Annotated in this window: 19 protein-coding genes and 1 pseudogene; 5 read left to right on the forward strand and 15 right to left on the reverse strand. The window is 35.7% G+C overall.

The annotated features are described in order from the left end of the window. Positions 1 to 190: 190 nt before the first annotated feature. From AC6HVZ_RS05385 to AC6HVZ_RS05415, 7 genes are all read right to left on the reverse strand, one after another. The gene (locus tag AC6HVZ_RS05385; RefSeq protein ID WP_497557122.1) at positions 191 to 739 is read right to left on the reverse strand and encodes a GbsR/MarR family transcriptional regulator; all 549 of its coding nucleotides are present in this window, start codon (positions 737 to 739) and stop codon (positions 191 to 193) included. Positions 740 to 781: 42 nt separating this feature from the next. Next, positions 782 to 3,757 carry an ATP-binding protein gene (locus tag AC6HVZ_RS05390; protein ID WP_497557123.1) on the reverse strand — a complete coding sequence of 992 codons (2,976 nt, stop codon included), beginning with the start codon at positions 3,755 to 3,757 and terminating at the stop codon, positions 782 to 784. Between the two features lie 10 nt (positions 3,758 to 3,767). Then, positions 3,768 to 4,997 (reverse strand): metallophosphoesterase family protein, encoded by a 1,230-nt coding sequence (locus AC6HVZ_RS05395; protein WP_497557124.1) that lies wholly within the window; start codon positions 4,995 to 4,997, stop codon positions 3,768 to 3,770. A 216-nt stretch (positions 4,998 to 5,213) separates the two neighbouring features. After that, positions 5,214 to 6,464, reverse strand: a complete 1,251-nt coding sequence (locus tag AC6HVZ_RS05400; protein ID WP_497557125.1) for an ABC transporter permease — start codon at positions 6,462 to 6,464, stop codon at positions 5,214 to 5,216. Further along, positions 6,457 to 7,356 carry an ABC transporter ATP-binding protein gene (locus AC6HVZ_RS05405; protein WP_497557126.1) on the reverse strand — a complete coding sequence of 300 codons (900 nt, stop codon included), beginning with the start codon at positions 7,354 to 7,356 and terminating at the stop codon, positions 6,457 to 6,459. Before AC6HVZ_RS05405 ends, AC6HVZ_RS05400 begins: the two co-directional genes overlap by 8 nt. Positions 7,357 to 7,413: 57 nt before the next feature. Beyond that, positions 7,414 to 7,740, reverse strand: coding sequence for a DUF2178 domain-containing protein (locus AC6HVZ_RS05410; protein ID WP_497557127.1), 327 nt, complete (start codon positions 7,738 to 7,740; stop codon positions 7,414 to 7,416). Further along, on the reverse strand, positions 7,733 to 7,942 hold the full coding sequence (locus AC6HVZ_RS05415) for a helix-turn-helix transcriptional regulator (RefSeq protein WP_497557128.1): 210 nt from the start codon (positions 7,940 to 7,942) through the stop codon (positions 7,733 to 7,735). Before AC6HVZ_RS05415 ends, AC6HVZ_RS05410 begins: the two co-directional genes overlap by 8 nt. A 175-nt stretch (positions 7,943 to 8,117) precedes the next feature. On the opposite strand from AC6HVZ_RS05415, the gene AC6HVZ_RS05420 reads away from it, so the two are divergent. Continuing rightward, on the forward strand, positions 8,118 to 8,303 hold the full coding sequence (locus tag AC6HVZ_RS05420) for a YhzD family protein (protein ID WP_497557129.1): 186 nt from the start codon (positions 8,118 to 8,120) through the stop codon (positions 8,301 to 8,303). A gap of 43 nt (positions 8,304 to 8,346) precedes the next feature. On the opposite strand, the gene AC6HVZ_RS05425 is transcribed toward AC6HVZ_RS05420, so the two are convergent. Then, positions 8,347 to 9,117 (reverse strand): enoyl-CoA hydratase, encoded by a 771-nt coding sequence (locus tag AC6HVZ_RS05425; RefSeq protein ID WP_497557130.1) that lies wholly within the window; start codon positions 9,115 to 9,117, stop codon positions 8,347 to 8,349. Between the two features lie 125 nt (positions 9,118 to 9,242). Beyond that, positions 9,243 to 9,602, reverse strand: a complete 360-nt coding sequence (locus tag AC6HVZ_RS05430; RefSeq protein WP_497557131.1) for a YlbF/YmcA family competence regulator — start codon at positions 9,600 to 9,602, stop codon at positions 9,243 to 9,245. A 157-nt stretch (positions 9,603 to 9,759) separates the two neighbouring features. Between AC6HVZ_RS05430 and AC6HVZ_RS05435 the strand changes: the two genes are divergently transcribed. Continuing rightward, positions 9,760 to 10,650, forward strand: a complete 891-nt coding sequence (locus AC6HVZ_RS05435; protein ID WP_497557132.1) for a PucR family transcriptional regulator — start codon at positions 9,760 to 9,762, stop codon at positions 10,648 to 10,650. Between the two features lie 88 nt (positions 10,651 to 10,738). Beyond that, positions 10,739 to 11,836, forward strand: a complete 1,098-nt coding sequence (locus AC6HVZ_RS05440) for an ABC transporter ATP-binding protein (protein ID WP_497557133.1) — start codon at positions 10,739 to 10,741, stop codon at positions 11,834 to 11,836. 307 nt (positions 11,837 to 12,143) lie between these two features. Here AC6HVZ_RS05440 and AC6HVZ_RS05445 read toward each other — a convergent pair whose 3' ends face one another. The 4 genes from AC6HVZ_RS05445 to AC6HVZ_RS05460 form a co-directional block, all read right to left on the reverse strand. After that, a complete protein-coding gene (locus AC6HVZ_RS05445) occupies positions 12,144 to 12,350 on the reverse strand; it encodes an alpha/beta-type small acid-soluble spore protein (protein WP_497557134.1) in 207 nt (68 codons plus the stop codon). A gap of 143 nt (positions 12,351 to 12,493) precedes the next feature. Continuing rightward, positions 12,494 to 13,879 (reverse strand): class II fumarate hydratase, encoded by a 1,386-nt coding sequence (fumC, locus tag AC6HVZ_RS05450; protein ID WP_497557135.1) that lies wholly within the window; start codon positions 13,877 to 13,879, stop codon positions 12,494 to 12,496. 260 nt (positions 13,880 to 14,139) lie between these two features. After that, complete coding sequence (locus tag AC6HVZ_RS05455) at positions 14,140 to 14,670, reverse strand: DUF4279 domain-containing protein (protein ID WP_497557136.1); 531 nt, start codon at positions 14,668 to 14,670, stop codon at positions 14,140 to 14,142. A 13-nt stretch (positions 14,671 to 14,683) separates the two neighbouring features. Continuing rightward, positions 14,684 to 15,079, reverse strand: a complete 396-nt coding sequence (locus tag AC6HVZ_RS05460) for a hypothetical protein (RefSeq protein WP_497557137.1) — start codon at positions 15,077 to 15,079, stop codon at positions 14,684 to 14,686. A gap of 160 nt (positions 15,080 to 15,239) precedes the next feature. Here AC6HVZ_RS05460 and AC6HVZ_RS05465 point away from each other — a divergent pair. Beyond that, positions 15,240 to 15,479: pseudogene (locus AC6HVZ_RS05465) on the forward strand (IS4 family transposase); the annotation flags it as partial. A 239-nt stretch (positions 15,480 to 15,718) separates the two neighbouring features. Continuing rightward, complete coding sequence (locus AC6HVZ_RS05470) at positions 15,719 to 16,633, forward strand: zinc dependent phospholipase C family protein (protein ID WP_497557138.1); 915 nt, start codon at positions 15,719 to 15,721, stop codon at positions 16,631 to 16,633. A gap of 205 nt (positions 16,634 to 16,838) precedes the next feature. Here AC6HVZ_RS05470 and AC6HVZ_RS05475 read toward each other — a convergent pair whose 3' ends face one another. Together AC6HVZ_RS05475 and AC6HVZ_RS05480 are read right to left on the reverse strand one after the other, a co-directional pair. Next, positions 16,839 to 16,991 carry a hypothetical protein gene (locus AC6HVZ_RS05475; protein WP_497557139.1) on the reverse strand — a complete coding sequence of 51 codons (153 nt, stop codon included), beginning with the start codon at positions 16,989 to 16,991 and terminating at the stop codon, positions 16,839 to 16,841. Between the two features lie 13 nt (positions 16,992 to 17,004). Next, positions 17,005 to 18,309, reverse strand: coding sequence for an MFS transporter (locus tag AC6HVZ_RS05480; protein ID WP_497557140.1), 1,305 nt, complete (start codon positions 18,307 to 18,309; stop codon positions 17,005 to 17,007). Between the last annotated feature and the right edge of the window lie 46 nt (positions 18,310 to 18,355).

An 18,355-nucleotide genomic window follows, 5' to 3' on the forward strand; every position in this document is an offset into this window, starting at 1 on the left:
ACCGCACGGTATGACCTAAAGGCCCTTGAACCAATTGGGTCGTTACTGGCTGTTGGATCTCCCACTTAGAATTTTAATGTTCCCTTAATTCTTGAAGTGGGAATCTTACAGCCAGTTACACTGCGATAAAAAGAGACTGACCAAAACAGGCCATTGATCCAAGGCGTATTTTACTGTCAATCCCCTGTTGTTATTTGTTTTTTGGAATGTAATTGAAAATTTCTCCTGATTCCATCACCCTGATGAATTTCATTAACCATACATAATAATTTTTCGCATACTGAAGTCGGTCGAGATCTGCATTTATTTTATCTATTAGTTCCTCATCGGTTGTCTTTTTCTGTAGTAGCTCCAGTTTTTCGATAGTTTCTTCGGCCTCTTCAATATTCGTTTCTGTCTGTTGACGCCAGCGGTTTCCAAATAATGAAGTAAAGGATTTATACCAGTCTTCCTCTGATTCATATAGATCTTTACGAATTCCTCTTTTAAATGTTGAATCAACCATTTTCATATCAGACAATGTTCTAACACCTGTTGACATGCTTGTTTTACTCATTTCTAGAGCATCCCGCATATCATCTAATGTCATTGGGTCATCTGAAAAATACAATACACCATATAAACGTCCGACAGAGGATGTAATGCCATATAAATTCATGTTTTTTGCGATAACCTGAATAAATTTCTCAATGGTTCGATTATAATCTTTCCAATCTTTTGATACATTTTCTTCTGGCAATGGATGTCCCTCCAACGCATATAATCTGAAAATAGTTTATCATTATTTATCAATTAATGCGAATGAATTTTGTAAATGAATGATTTCGCTGTTTTTTACAGCTTCCACCACTTCTTTTTTACAAGTAAACAGGATTACCTGTTGCTTTTCTGCAATTGTTTCGATTATTTTCAGGATTTGCTTCGTACGGATCACGTCAAAGTGTAAAAAACCATCATCAATCATAAACGGCATCCGATATTTATCACTCATCACCTCGCTAATCGCTAGTCTTAATGAAATATATAGCTGGTCAATGGTTCCTTGTGATAATTCATTTACAGTGTAACGCATGTGTTCACCTGTTTCTACCTGAAAAGGTCTGCTCTCAGATGGTGCATACACTTTATGATAGCCATTTCCTGTGAGTTTCTGAAAATAGCTAGAAGTCTTGGAGATTACTTCAGACAGATACTTATCTCGATACTTTCTCTTTGTTTCAACAAGCATTTCTTTCGCAGTTTTTAATACTGCCCATTTTTTTGCTAGATTTCTTAGATGCTCCTGCTTCATCTCAAATTGATGGACTGTTTTTGAATACGATTCTGATGACTCCATCTGCAGAAGGTCAGCATTAATCTTTGCCAGCTTCTCCCGAAAGTCCTCTATATCATGCTCTAACTTTGTTATCCCCTTCCTTGATTGTTCTAAGTTTTGCTCAAGCGTATCTTCATCAGGTTTATCGTCAATAATTTGCTCCCAGGTCCCATCCGGGAAAATAGTGTTGAGCTGATATCTCACTTTTTTTAAAGCCGCTTCGGTTTCTGTCTTTTCGGCTAACCGATTTGCTTTTTTATAAAATTCATCCTCACTGCTTACCCCTGCATGTTTGGTTAGGATGGATAACTCTGTTTCGTATATGCTCATTCTTTGCTTGATTGTCTGTTTTTTTTCCTTGTTTTCTGCTAAAAGACTTTCATAATGCTCTAGTTCACCAATGTTTTTTTGATAGCTTTTAATAAAGTCCTCCAGCTTCAGCAGTTGAGATGCAAATGGTTTATTTTCTGTTTCCCATTTCCTCTCACGTAAAAACGTTTTTACTTTTGCTTGAAAACCTTTTTTCTTTGCTAAAAGCTGTTGTGTTGCTTGTTCTGTATCCTGTTTTTCCTGTATTACGTGCAAAAGCTGTTTCATACTGTGGTAAACTTGAGGCCAATAGGATAAATCCACTTGGTTTAAAAATCGATAGACTTCCTGTTGTTCAATTATACGTGAATGAATCCGCTGTTCTTTATTTTTTTGCAGTTTTTCTTTTTCTTGCCATTGAATCAGTTGAATATCCACTGACTTTACTTGCTCTTTTAGTGAAGTCAACTCATTTTTTTTCTTATCATTCCCTGCCAATAATTTTTCTATCTCTTCTCTTTCAACGGAAGAAAGCCCCTTGCCTCCTGAGTTTCCGTTATCAGCTGAAAACATTTTTTCTATCGAAGCACTTGATCTTTTCTCCATGATCCAATGTGCAATACCTAAAGCCATGAGAACTGCCGCCAGACCGAACAGCCAACTTTGATCCGTGAGTACCGCAGCAAACACAGACAATACCGTGGCAATCGTACTGCCCGTTAATATTGCAGCCGTTCCTTTTGCTTTTTTGGCTTTTTCCTTTTCCCACTCTTTACGCTTCAGATTAGATTCGGAGCGAAGTTTCTTTATTAGTTCATTTTCCTTATGCTCACTTACTTTATCCTGCATTTCCTTTTCCCGTTTGACAGATAATAAACCATCTTCCAGCTCATTCATTTCATTTAAAAGATACATCCGCTGCTGTTTTAACTGACTTTGCTCCTGGTTGAGCTGATCTTTTTCCAGTTCAAGCTGATCTTTTTCACCTTTAATTTGAATCCATGTATTCTCCATGTGAAAGGGTAACGATAACTTTTTTAGGTCATCCTCTTTTAACTGGATATTCAGCTGTCGAATGATTGAGTTAATGGTTGCCTCCAGTTTCATTTTAGTAGCTTTATTTTTTTTGAGTTCATTTTGTATATCCATATAGTCCGGCTTTTCTTGTAAGATTTCTTCCGCTTGCTGATAGACAGAAATAGCCTCAAGCGCTGTTTGAATGACAGCTTGCTTCTCGAAGTATTTTTCCTCATTTTCGTTTAAAACAGTGAGCTCGCTCTGTAGTGGCAATAGATCTCCCTTTATTTTTTCCAGTCGTTTAATTCCATTTTCCGGAAAATATATTTCAGCCGGATAGTCCTTTAATTCTGCAATGTATTGATGATAATCATGGATAACCGGTAGTGCACGCTGCTGCTTTTCAATAAAAAGCTGGTTTGACTGTTCACTTCTGAGTTCCATCTGTAAATTGGCCATTTTTTGTTGTATGCGAGTAAATTTTTCTTGCTTTTCCCGATATGTTTCCTCTACCGCTTTATAATTATGGAGAGAGGCAAACAACTCATTTAAGGATTCCAGCTGTTTATTGATGGCAGGCTTTTTTCCATATGGTTTAAATAACTCGCCAATTTTACTATCCAATTTTTTCTCCACTGCATAAATATCAGCAGATCCAGTTAACCCTATTCCAAGCAAAACCTCGCCCAGGTCTTCCTCTTTCATGTCACGTACTTGATTTAAATCCATCGCTGAAAAAGAGAAAATAGCCTGATATGTTTTTACTGTCATCCCTTTTAATCGCTCTTTCAGCCAATCCTCTCCATATTCCATTCCGTCCGCCGTATAACAAACTGCTGCACCATTGTTAACCTCATCAAATCGTTCGATAGTAAATTCTCCTGTTGCTAGATCATGAAGCCTTATCCTGCCCCCCATTTTTCCACTTGTTTTTGGTCGGTAAAATCTCCTCTGCTTTGGTGGTAAACCAAATAACATAAACAAAATAAAATGGTGTAATGTTGACTTTCCCGATTCATTTTCACCATAGATACATAATAACGATTTACTGGAAAAGTCTATTTCATCATCTACCCATTTACCAAATCCATAAATTGTTGCATTTAACAGTCTCATTTCATTCACCTCATTCCTTCAGGAGTTCATTAAGTAACAACTGCCGGGCGTCCTGTTTAATTTCCTTTGCTTCATCCTCTGTTAATGTCCCTAAATATTTCCTGACTTGTTTTTGCTGAAACAGCTCATCCATATAAGGCTGGATAGAAGTTTCATTAAAATGTCGAATGAGCTCACCGATGAAAAATTCACCCTTATACAGGTCTGAATTTACAGTTGATGCCTTAATTCTCACGTTAAAGTTATAAATACAGCACCAATTTTCGTGATGAATAAATGACTCATTGACTAGCTCGATGATCTCTTCCAAATAGTTGTCCTGTTCCCACTGCTTAAGTTTTACTTGATCACTGATCAGGAATAGCTGGATTAACTGACGACCTCCCTGCAAGTGTTCACGCTTTATTTCAGCTTGAATTCTTGTTTCTATCTGATGAATTTCATCACAGGCAGAGACGTCAATAGTTAATTGCTGAAATTGAATTTCCTGCAATGGAAGGAAGGATAGCTTGGCGCCTGTTTCAGCTAAAGTCACATGGTAGCATCCTTTTTGACCAATTTCTTTTCGATTGCGCCCCTGAATATTGCCAGGATAGACAATCGGCGGATCTTCTTGTAAAACTTCCCGTTGGTGAATATGACCGAGTGCCCAGTAATGGAAGTTTTGCTTCTTAAGATCACTTAGCTGAAATGGCGCATACACATCATGATCTGTATTGCTTCGGATACTTCCGTGCAATGTTGCAATTTGAAAAGGAATTTGCGGATTTATTATGCTATATTCTGATGCTTTATTAGTTAATACTGCACGATTTTCATAACTAAACCCATAAATTACTGCCATTTCTTGTTCAGCTTTTTCATATATAAATTGGCTAACACTTTCATCACGAAATATAAATACATTATCGGGATATGTTACCGGATGAATATTTCCATTAATAAAGTCATGATTCCCATAGGATAAATATACATTAATATGATGAGAATTAAGTTCTTCAAAAGCACGCCTCAAGCGTACTTGTGCCTTCAGACTTTGCTTTTCATTATCAAATAGATCCCCTACTATCAGCACGAAATTAACCTTTTTTTGAATAGCAGCTTCCACAAGCCGGTTTAGTGCAGTAAATGTACTATTATGTATATCCTGAAAAATATGCTCAGGTAGATTTGCCAATCCTTTAAACGGACTGTCTAAATGCAGATCAGCTGCATGAATAAATGAAATCTTTTTTGTCATATTCGAAACACCCCAATTTAATTCTATTTTAGCAAAACCCCTGATAGAATGCACGTTCTATACATTTTTAAAGTAGGATTGGGTATTATGTGCAGGATTACGTTATCTTGTATATAGTGCTTAGAAAACGCTCAAAAGCATGACTACACCCTAAAATATAAAATAACGTAAACGATTAAAAAACACTTGGATAGAGTTCCAAGTGTTTTCATCATACTACTTTTCTTTTTTCGATAAGGCTATTGCTTTTTTCAAATCCTTAAAGGAGCTTGAACGTCCATACATGAGAACGCCGCCTTTATATACTCTTGCACCGATAATAGCCAAAAGAATAATTGTTGCGATCAGGATACCGATGGATAATGCAATCTCCCAAATGGGAACATCAAGCATTCCGACACGCAGGAACATTACCATTGGTGTGAAAAAGGGAATGTAGGAGCTCACTACTACTAATGTTGAATCTGGCATTCCGATTCCAAACATTGCGATGAAAAAGCCAATGAGAATTAAAAATATCATGGGCATAATCATTTGCTGTGCATCTTCCACTCTACTTACCAACGAACCTAACATTGCTGCAAGTGTTGCATATAGTAAATATCCCAGGATGAAGAAGATGATTGCAAAAATATAAATGGTTGGTGATGTATCTTGGATTCCAAAGAATTCAAAGAATCCACCTGTTAACTCATCCTGTTTTGTTGTAATGAAATAGTAGCCAATCCCAACAAATAAAGTAACTTGAGTTAATCCAAGTAATGCGATACCAATAATCTTTGCAAACATATGTGTAACCGGTGAAGCACTAGACACTAATATTTCCATTACCCGTGATGATTTCTCATTAGCTATTTCCATGGCTATCATCTGACCATACATCATCACAGTCATGTACAGCAGAAAGAGCATGGCGTAAACAATTCCCCTAGCCTGACTGAGTTCTTCCTGAGATTTTGCTGCCTCATCCAAGGCAATTGTCTCAAAAGTTACTGGTGCATAAATTTCTGCCAGAGCTGCCTCAGCAACTCCTGCCTGCTGTGTTGCCATTGCTACCTTTATTTGCTGCAATTGCTGTGTGAGCAACTGCTGATTACTTGCTTCAGAGATTGTATTAGCATAATAGGAAGCTTCCGGTAATTGATTTTCATTTGTGGATAATACAATAAGTGCTTTATATTCTTCCTCCTGAACTGCTGCTTTTCCCTCTTCTTCTGTTCCATCATAAGCGACTATTTCCATCGCTTCACTTACGCCTTCAACACTTTGCTTATAGGGGACAAATAGCTCATTTGATTCATCAATAACGGCAACTTTATCTTCGCCATCATCAAATGTATCAATAATTGTCTGGAAATTTGCAATACCAACAATAAAGATTAAAGTGATGATCGTACTAATAAGAAATGATTTCGTTTTAACTCGGGTCATATAGGTATGTGACATCATAATCCAAAACTTATTCATAAGAGGCACCTACTTTCTCGATAAAGATATCATTTAGTGAAGGCTCTTCCAGATCAAATTTACGAATAAATCCTTTCCCCTGCAATGCTTTAAATATGTCCTGTGAAACAGCTTCATTTTCAATCTGGAGCTCACAGCCTTCCATGACCTTTTTATAGCGCAGGACACCAGAGTATTCTTTTAAAAATTCCAATGAAAATTCTGCATGGATCACAAGATTCTTTTTCCCGAAGGATTGTTTAATCTCACGCAATGATCCTTGAACAACCGGTTTCCCTTTATGTAATATACATAAATGCTTGCATAATTCTTCCACATGATCCATTTGATGTGATGAAAACACAATGGAAGTACCTTGTTCTTTTAAATCCACAACAGCTTCCTTCAGCATTTCAACATTAATTGGGTCAAGTCCGGAAAAGGGCTCATCCAAGATTAATAATTCCGGTTTGTGAATAACCGCAGAAATAAATTGAATCTTTTGCTGATTCCCTTTAGACAACTCCTCTACTTTCTTATTCAGATATTCTGGTACCTTAAAGCGCTCTAGCCAATGATCCAGTTCTCTGAGTGCATCCTGTTTCTTCATCCCCCTTAATTTGCTCAGATAAACAATTTGATCTTTTACCGTAAGCTTCGGATACAATCCTCTTTCCTCAGGCAAATACCCAATTAAATGACTCTTGTCATAATTGATGGTATCCCCATTCCAGGAAATCTCACCTTGTGTAACATCCAGCAAACCAAGAACCATCCGGAATGTTGTTGTTTTACCTGCACCATTTCCCCCTAAAAACCCGAACATTTCTTTTGTCGGAATTTCAAGTGAAAGATGGTCAACAGCTGTGTCCTTGCCAAATCGTTTCGTAACGTCTTTCAAAAGTAATGTCAATTTTCATTCCCCTCTCCCTCATGTAATACGATTAGATTAGATAGATGTTTCAACCTTTTAATTATAATCCTCATCTTTCGCTGAAATATAAAAACTTGTAATTATTGCAGTTAAGTTATGAAATACAAATAGAGCTGTAAGTAGGAAAAAACTAAATGATATTCCATCAAAAATAATTACTGGAAACCAGGCAATAAAGTATACAACCTGCATGGTATCCCAGGATCTTGCCTTGAATCTATTGCTTTTCTGCAGATAGCGCTCATCAAATAAATGCCTTTTTCTTCCAATCCGTCGATTAATAAAATATATAATAATCAAAACTATTCCTGCAGCTATTGGACCCAATAACCCAGCCCAGTTTTCTAAAAAACCTTCAATCAATATTCTCATCCCCTTCAAATATAAATAATTCTTCTATTGCACAATCAAAAACCTGAGAAAGCTTGTGTGCAAGTATCAACGAAGGTTTATATTTGCCTTTTTCAAGCGAAATAATTGTTTGCCTTGATACTTTTAATCGATGCGATAATTCTTCTTGCGTAATATTCATTGCTGTTCGCTTTTCTCGAATTAACGTTTTCATTTGATCTCCTACGTTTCTATGTTAAGTTGACTTTACGTACAGTTTACTTAACATTTAGTGTGTTGTCAAGTTAGCTTTACAATGTTTTGAAAAGATTTTTAGAAAATAAGCAGGATTTTTTAAACGAAAGCAGAATACAGACAATACAGCCATTACTTACGAGGAGGATCTTAATATGAAAACATATGCGTTGACGGTTTTTGGTAAATCCGGAGAAAAATTGCTGGATGAATCTATTGAAGCAACAAATGATGAAGAGGCAAAAGAAATTAGCAAAGCACTTTTGGATAAAAAAGGATACAGTGAATATACCCATCGTTGTGTAACACCTGAGGCAAAATTAATTTTATTTCATAGATAAATAAAGCAACTTCACTACACTTAGGAGTGAAGTCGCTTTCTATTTACTTCCCCTTAAATACAGGCTTTCTTTTTTCTAAAAATGCTTGTACTCCCTCCTGATGATCTTCAGTATTCCTTAGTTCCCACTGCGTTTTTTGTTCTTCTACTAAATAATATTCCAAGGTTGCTTTTTGCTCAGAGTGATACATCATCTTTGTTTTTAACATAGCCGTCAGTGGTGTGGCGAGAAGCTGCTGTGCCAATTCACTGGCCTGCTCCACTACTTGCTTTTCGGTAAGCATATCGACTAATCCCATCTTCATTGCTTCAGAACCCTGGACTTGTTTCAGACCCCATGTAAATTGTTTTGCCTTACTTATACCAAGTCGCTCCTTTAAAAAGAAATGTCCTCCTCCATCAGGCGCTAAGCCAATACCAATGAAGAGCATCCCTAATTTCGATTCGTTCTGAGCAATTATAAAATCCGCTGTTAATGCCATGCTTAGCCCTAAGCCTGCCGCAGATCCCTGGATTGCCGAAATGACAATTTTAGGCATCATATATAGTTTTAATGTAATTCTTCCAATTGTCGTCATTACGTCGTCAAAATAATCCTTATCTGTGAAGTCTTTCATCATTCCAATATCTCCACCAGCACAAAACGCATTTCCTTTTCCAGCTAAAATGACAATCTTATCATCATTATTTTCAACCATCTCAAGTACCTGAAGCAGTTCTTTTTGCATTTCCTTGTTTAGCGCATTATAGCGCTCTGCTCGATTTAAATAGATATAGGAAATATTATTTCTACGCTCAAGTAATACTGTATTCATCTAATAAGTCTCCTTTTCCAATATAATGTATATCTATACTTTCGACATTACACATAAAAATCCTGCAAAAATGTAAATGCAACAAAAAACCTACAGCGTTTATGCTGCAGGATTTTAATTAAGATTTATTCAGTTGGTTCTTCTGAAAAACCATAAAGCTCTTCAAGCGGTTTGGTAATAATTTGGCTTACATCATTAATTACTACATTTAATCGCTGCTCTTCTTCCATCAATTTAGAAATATCCTGATGCTGTTGAACCAGTTCTACTACCTGTCGAGCTTTTTCAACCTCTTCTTCGGTAATTTCCAATCCTTGCATTTGTTTTTCCTGTAATTCCATTTGTGTATCACGGAAACTTTCAAACATTTGCTTAGCAGACTCATCATTCATTACTGCATCAAAGGCAACTTTTAAATTTTTAAATTCTTCACTATCACGAATTGCCTTTTCCAAATCATATGCATTATCATAAATATTAGACACGAAATATCCTCCTTAAATTTCTTTACTAAAAACACTATAACAAACGAAATCCAGTCTGTATACCATTTCAAAAAATGCTAAAATAGCTGAAATTGGTTTTTCAATATACCATTGATTGCTATAATTAAATAAAGCCCAGAAGAAAGAAGGTTTTCTTATGTTAAAACACTTGAAAAAAGTTTTTTCATCTTTAGTTGTATATCATGATAGGCATACAAAATTAACCAATAATTACCAATGGTTTATTACAAATGAAAATGAGATTATTGGAATGGATAAAAACGAACTGACAGATAAAGATCTATGCTTATTATCCGCTTTCCTTTCGCCTTATAATGTTCACCTTCCAAAACTATCAGGAGAGGAACAAAAGTGGAAAAATATTATCACAGGTGAAAAAGAATTAGAATTAGATATCACATTTAGGTTCGTTTATTTTTCGATTAAAAAAAACCAAATAGATCCAGCTACATTTAATGAAGCCGTTCAAGAATTATTTTCAATACCTGTTCCAATCTTATGGGAAAACGAACATGAAGGTGTCATTATTGAAGAAAAAACCCTTCAAACAGAGGAAACTATTTCTTATGAACAAATTATTGATATATTAATGAGTGACTTATATGTTAAAATAAATTTTTTCGTTGGTCCTTTTTTAGAAAATCCAGTACATATAAAACAGCACTATTCATCATTAATAAAAACTGCCATACAAGCATCTAATTATACAAATAAATCTGTTGTTACCTATGTTGAAGCAATCCCCTATATTTTAGTTGACCAAACAGACTTAAACTCTCGTCATCAGATTTCAAATGTAATTCTCAAGGATTTTAGATCAGATGACGAATTATTAAATACAATTAAAACCTTTATCCACTGTAATTTAAATATATCTGTAACAGCGAAGGAATTATATATGCATCGAAATAGTTTGCAATACCGATTAGATAAATTTCAGGAAAAAACCGGAATTGACGTGAGGCAGTTCCACGAGGCTATGACCGTTTATATTGCACTACTGGCAAATATGCACAAAGACGATTAATATCTTTGTGCATATTTGCCATTTTTTTATGGACGAACTTGCTATACAATAAAATTAATAAAACGCTTACATAAATGGAGGGAATATGATGGCTGAATTACATTTGAAACATATTCAAAAAACGTACGATAAAAAAGAAATTGCTGTTGACGATTTCAATTTACACATTCAAGACAAGGAATTTATCGTATTTGTTGGTCCGTCCGGTTGCGGTAAGTCAACAACATTACGGATGATTGCTGGTCTTGAGGAAATTACAGAAGGCGAACTTTATATTGATGACAGAAAAATGAATGACGTTGCACCTAAAGACCGAGATATTGCGATGGTTTTCCAAAATTATGCATTATATCCACATATGAATGTTTATGATAACATGGCATTCGGATTAAAGCTTCGCAAATTTAAAAAAGCTGAAATTGAAAATAGGGTAAATAATGCTGCAAAAATTTTAGGCTTGGAGGCTTATCTGGACCGCAAGCCGAAAGCACTTTCTGGTGGTCAGCGTCAACGTGTCGCTTTAGGACGTGCCATTGTTCGTGATGCGAAAGTATTCTTGATGGATGAACCTTTATCTAACTTGGATGCGAAATTGCGAGTACAAATGCGTGCAGAAATCCAAAAGCTTCACCAGCGTCTGCAAACAACCACTATTTATGTGACACATGACCAAACAGAAGCAATGACAATGGCAACCCGCCTTGTAGTAATGAAAGATGGTATCATTCAGCAGGTTGGCGCACCAAAAGATGTTTATGACAATCCTGAAAATGTGTTTGTTGGAGGATTTATTGGCTCCCCTTCCATGAACTTCTTTACAGGAAAACTTACGGAAAACTACTTTGAAATGGACGATGTTAAAGTTAAAGTTCCAGAGGGAAAATTGAAAGTTTTACGTCAGCAAAATTATGTTGGCAAAGATATTATTCTAGGAATCCGTCCGGAAGATATTCATGATGAACCAGCTTTTATCAATGCAACTCCCGAAACCAAAATTACTGCTACAATTGATGTTGCAGAATTAATGGGAGCAGAGTCTTACTTATATTCCAAAGTTAAAGAACAAGACTTTGTCGCACGTGTTGATTCAAGATCTGACATTAAAGGTGGGGAACAGATTGAATTGGCTTTTGATATGAATCGTTCTCATTTCTTTGATGCAGAATCAGAATTATGTATTAGATAAACAAAAGCTTTCCTTTTGGGAGGTTTTTTATGTGTTGTGTTTGGAAAAGTTGAGAGGGATATTAGATAAGTTGAGAGATAAGTCTGTTTTTATTTAACGTCTCTCAACTTTGAGCTATCGTCTCTCAACTTTGAGCTATCGTCTCTCAACTTCTGCACGAGGACTCTCAACTTTGAGCTAATGTCTCTCAACTTTACTCCACCTTCTCTCAACTTTAAAAGCTCCAATTCCCGCACTTTCTAGATTTTCCATTTTCCACTAAAAATTAAAGAGGGAAAGTCACTTAAGACTTCCCCTCCAGCCATATTTATTGTGGTTGTTGTCCGCTAAATTGTTGCTGCGCAGTTTGAACAAGTCGTTTAGTAATTTCACCACCGACAGACCCGTTAGCACGTGAAGTTGAATCCGCTCCTAGATTAACACCAAACTCCTGAGCGATTTCATATTTCATTTGATCAAGAGCTTGTTGTGCACCCGGAACGACTAATTGGTTCGAACTATTGTTATTAGCCATATCTTTATCACCTCCTGTAATCCTATTGTCTGCTTTATAGAGAAACTTATAACAAATAATCACTGGTAAATTGTAGATGTACTTCCAATAATAATAAACAAAAAATCCCACTGCAAAATACAGTGAGATCTTATAAAAAGCTATTATTTAGGATGTGTCATTTCCTTAGGGTTTACATATTGATCAAATTCATCTGCTGTCAACAAGCCTAATTCGACGGTAGTTTCCTTTAATGTTGAATTATCATTAAATGCTTTTTTAGCAATCTTCGCAGCATTTTCATAACCGATATGTGGATTTAAAGCTGTTACAAGCATTAATGAATCATTTAAATACTTTTCAATTTGTTCATGATTTGGTTCGATGCCAACTGCACAGCGTTCATTAAACGACAAAATGCTATCAGCAAGTAGTTGACACGATTGTAGGAAATTATAAGCAATAACTGGTTTGAATACATTTAATTCAAAGTTCCCCTGACTGGCAGCAAAACCAATTGTTGCATCATTCCCCATTACTTGTGCTGCAACCATTGTTACTGCTTCACTTTGTGTTGGGTTAACTTTACCTGGCATAATCGAACTGCCTGGTTCATTGGCTGGAATCGTAATTTCACCAATTCCACAACGCGGACCACTTGCTAGCCAACGAACGTCATTTGCTATTTTCATTAAATCTGCTGCTAGTGCTTTTAAAGCCCCATGTGCATACACTGTTTCATCATGACTTGTTAGGGCATGAAATTTATTAGGTGCAGAGATGAAGTTTTTCCCGGTAAATCCGTTGATTGCTTCACAGACGCCTTCCGAAAACGCTGGATGGGCATTTAAACCTGTTCCAACTGCTGTTCCACCAATAGCTAATTCTTTTAAATATTGCCCACTTTGATCAATCATTGCTTCTGACTTTTCCAGCATACGATGCCAACCGCTAACCTCCTGGCCAAGTGTTAATGGTGTCGCATCCTGGAGGTGTGTTCGACCAATTTTAACAATATTCTGAAATGCGTCCATCTTCGCTTTTAACGTATCCTTTAATGTACGAACGGCAAGAAGAACATCATCTTCAAGCTTTAAAACGGAAGCAATATGCATGGCTGTCGGATATGTATCATTGGAGCTTTGCGATTTGTTCACATCATCATTTGGATGAAGCTTTAAATCAGTCCCTTGCTCTTTCAACCATTGATTACCGACAAATGCGATCACTTCGTTAACGTTCATGTTTGATTGTGTACCACTTCCTGTTTGCCAAACAACTAAAGGAAAATGATCATTTAACTTTCCTTCTATTATCTGATTAGCTGCATAGGCAATTGCTTCTGCTTTTTTTTCATCTAATAAGCCAAGATCATGATTTGCTTTTGCTGCACTCTTTTTTAAAATTGCAAACGCTGTTATAATTTCAGCTGGCATTTTTTCCGTACCAATGGGGAAATTCTGCTTGCTTCGCTGTGTCTGCGCACCCCAATATTTATCAATTGGTACATTTATTTCCCCTATCGTATCTCTTTCCACACGGTAATTCATCTGTTATTCCTCCCTATGTCTAAATACTCTTCTATTCCTCTTCTATTGTAACAAATTTTACAGATATTGAAATAATGAACTCAACTTTCACACTTGAAAAATAGTTATGAGAGTAAATGACTGCAAGGCTTACAACTATAAACATAAAGCACATTGACAATTATATTATTACATAAAAAAACACCTAAAAATTATTTGGTTTTTTACCCTTGTTAATTTTGAGGTGTTTTTCTATAAGTTTGCACGCAGTAGAAGTACTATTATTGAAATAGTCGTTTGTATTTATAGGCATTTCCTAAATAAAAGCTCAAGGGCTGGCTATGGGTTTTCACTGCTAAGTCTGCCTTTAATTCAGTTAAGGAAAGTAATATTTCAGATGGTATATCAATTAGCTGAATTATATGTTCAGCACCGAAAGTATATATTTCCAACAGACAATGTGCATCATAGTCAGCTAGGATTTCCTTAATAGCGACTTTTTTTGAAGAGATAAATAACTGTTGCTCAAGCTCTTCTAATAGTTTTTGGATATATAATTCAGGTTGGAAATTAACCTCTTCTCCCCCTTCTAAACCGCCTATACGGTAGATCCATGATGCAGTATAGGGACTTCCTGGCATTCTTGGACGAGTAGGAGTAGGATTATCATGACTATAAGGGTGATGACATTGTGTATGTATTGGGATTATATTTAACTTTTTTGTTACGTCACGTGGATCAAAGTGTTTTTTAAGTCCATCAAAATCATGCTCTGTATAAATCATAAATGACAGAAATATTGTACGATTCAAAAATCTATCTCCTTTAAGGGGTTGTATAGTAATATCCTGTTGTAATCATATTTTTATTATTATTTGATATAATATAAACTTCTCTGGTCTTCTTATCGTAATAAATATTATGTCTAGAGATTGGTTCTTTTTTTGGTAAATAAACTCTTTTAAATGAATGTTCAGTATAGCCAATCGAACTTGTGAAAGTTCTTGCTTGATAAGAACTCATTTTCGACACTGAACCCATTCCTATACCCCTCAACTCTGGTTTAATTTTAAACAGGGATATTTCTTCACTATTAATATTAGTATCTTCTGATAGCCCATCTGAATTAAAAATAGGTTCTGAAAGTAATTCTGCACTAGTGGGTGAAGTGATTAAAAAAAATGATACCAATAAACTTACAATAACAACCAGTTTTTTCATTAGCATTCCCTCCAATTTTTTATAAGTCCAAATACACAGAATATTATATAGTAGAGTTTAAAGAAAGTCAATTTTATACAGTTTTTAACATTTATTGTCTTTAATATTTTTAAATTATTTACTCAACTTTCGTACCTAAAAATTAGTTGTGAGAGTAGGCATTATATTATCTTGGCAGAATCGTGCAGCACCGATTCTCAACAATGGGCGGTATGTTTTATGAACTTTGTGATGAAATTAGTGAACTTAATTGTGCTCTGGCTTCACAGCAATTAATCAAGCTTCTTGAAGATATTCTTAAAAAAAGTACAAGAAAATGCATAAGCTTATTTAAAGTCAACTAGTACAATGGGTCACGGATTTATTAAATTACATCAAGGCCTATCTCCCAATATCAGTGCGAAAGTTGAGAAATGAGTTACAAAAGTTAGAAATATCACGAAATGACACAAAATTGTACCTGTTTTTATTACCCTTTTTCACTGTAAATCTTTTATAATACATAGAGACAATAAAATAGGATTAATTAAAGAAGACAAATAAGACAGACTAAACTTAGGGACATATACTTATTCATGCAGAAGTCTTCTGGATAAATTTTGACTTAGCTGTTGTACATAGTAGAAGGAGGATTTCGCTATGCCAAATATTTGGACTCATATTCTTTTTTGTGAAGATGTTGTGGATGCAGTAAAAAAGCCCTACCCATTCTCACAGCATGAAACAGTGATGAAGCTGGGGGCTCAAGGTCCTGACCCTTTTTTTTATTTTAACTTTTGGCCATGGGTAAAAGATGAACCCGTTCATGATGTAGGAATGGCATTGCATACAAAGCGCTGTGGAGACTTTCTCATAGATTTGATAACCGCTGTAAAGGATAAAAGCGGCCTATTGCAAGCCTATGTGTTTGGTTTTATTACACATCATGTGTTAGATCGCAATACACATCCTTATGTCCATTATCGTGCAGGGTATGAAGGGAGTAACCATCAAAAACTGGAAATATTAATTGACACATTGATGATGGAAAAATTTCATAATCTAAAAACCTGGAGAGCACCAGTGTATAAAGAAATTGATGTGGGAAAATCATTAAATAAAGATATTATCAAGCTTTTACATGAAATGATTTGTAGACATTATCCGGAACTTAAACGAGATTCTCCTGACTATATTCAAAAAGCATACAAGGACATGAAGCTCGCATTTAAAATTTTATCTGATCCGTATGGTTGGAAAAATATTTTATTTAAACCATTAATTTCATCTTATTCTCACCAGCCAATCAGGGATAATGTTGATTATTTAAACTTAAAAAGGACAACATGGCATCACCCGGCAACAAACGAAGCCTGCAATCAAAGCTTTGTTGATCTTTATAATAAAAGCAGAGCAGAGGGTATTGAAATATTAACAGAGGTTCAAACTTACTGGCAGAATAATAACGATGCCTCCAAGCATAGATTAATTGAACTTATCGGAAATATTTCATATGATAACGGTAAACCACTGGAATTAAATCTGGAAAATAAATATAGTGATGCGATTGTTTAAATAAACCGGTCAGCTACTTGTTTAAATGTAGCTGACCGGTTTTACGTTTTTATTTAAAGCTATTTTGGACTGCGCACTTCTCGTCCCATAGAAAAGCGTTGTTGTTTTTGCCGTAAAAGATAGAAAAAACAACGTTCGGGCACATAAAGAGATTATATGTGCCTGGTTGACCTGGTTTTCCCGCTGCTCGGGCACAAAAACAACCTTATTTAAAAAGCTTCCTCAAAAGTCTTCCTGTACTTCTTCCTGCAGCCCTCCTGGCAACTCGTTTGCCAATTCTCCCTTTTTTAGCTGCATTCACATCCCCCAGAATTCTTGCAAGCATATATAATATTTTTCGTACATTATTTATCCGCATTGTTAGTCACCTCTTATTTTGGCTTTACTTCTACTTTTCCTGTAGTAGTTGTTTGTCTTCTTGCTTGTTCCATACCTTTTTCGATATTAACAAATCGTAATAAGATTATTCCAGCGATAAAGAAGAAAATTAGTGAGAGAATTCCCAATCTGCTTGAGCCTGTAATCTGCCCAATAAAAGCAAACAAAAACGGACCAAAAATTGCTGCGAATTTTGATGATATTCCGTAAAATCCGAAAAACTCTGCATGTTTGTTTTCAGGTACCATACGCCCATATATCGACCTACTAAGTGACTGTGCTCCACCTTGAACAATCCCTACACAGATTGCTAATAAATAGAAATGGAGTGCAGATGACATGAAATATCCTAGAATAACTATTCCTAGATATGCAAAAAGTGTAATATATAATGCTTTTTTTGCCGTAATTTTTTTTGCTAGCCAGCCAAAGAAAAAAGTACATGGTATTCCAACAAATTGAGTAATTAATAATGCTACAATCAAAGAATTACTATCTATCCCTACTTCTCTCCCGTAAATGGTTGCCATTCGAATAATCGTTGATATCCCATCATTATAAAGCCAAAAGGCAAATAAAAATAGTAATAATTGCTTATATTGTTTAATTTCTTTAAATGTATTACCAACCCTCGAAAATCCAATTGCGATATATGATTTATCCCGTTTAACTGCTACTTTTTTTTCTTCTTTTATATTTTTAAGCAGTGGTAAAGAAAAAATGAACCACCAAAGACCAACTGTAGCAAATGATACTTGACTCGCAACGGTTGCGTTAGGCAAACCAAACCACGCTGGTTGAAGGATCATCAATATATTAATCGTTAATAGAAGGCCGCCACCAATGTAACCATATGCAAAGCCACCTGCAGATACTTTATCAATTTCGTCTTCATCAGCTACCTCCGGCAAAAAGCCATCGTAAAATATATTACCACCAGAGAACCCTATGGAACCAATAATAAACAAGGCTGATGCAAGTATGTAATCCCCTTCGCCAACAAATGCTAATAAAACACTGGCTATTATCCCCATAAAGGCAAAGAAACGGAGAAATTTTTTCTTTGCTGCAGTAAAATCACTGATTGCCCCTAAGATAGGAGCCAGTACTGCGACGATGAATACAGCAATGGATTGCGAATATCCCCAGTAACTCGAAGCAAGGTTTTCATCAAGACCCACTGCGGCAACATCATAGTAAAAAACCGGAAGCACTGCAGCCATGATCGTTGTAGCAAATGCAGAATTCCCAAAGTCGTATAGCATCCAGCTACGTGTGATTTTTTTCTTATTAGTCATGAATTCACTCCCCTCTATTGCTAGCATATCAGATGGCTAAGCAATT

The sequence above is a fragment of the Oceanobacillus sp. NCCP-135 genome (assembly GCF_059698015.1).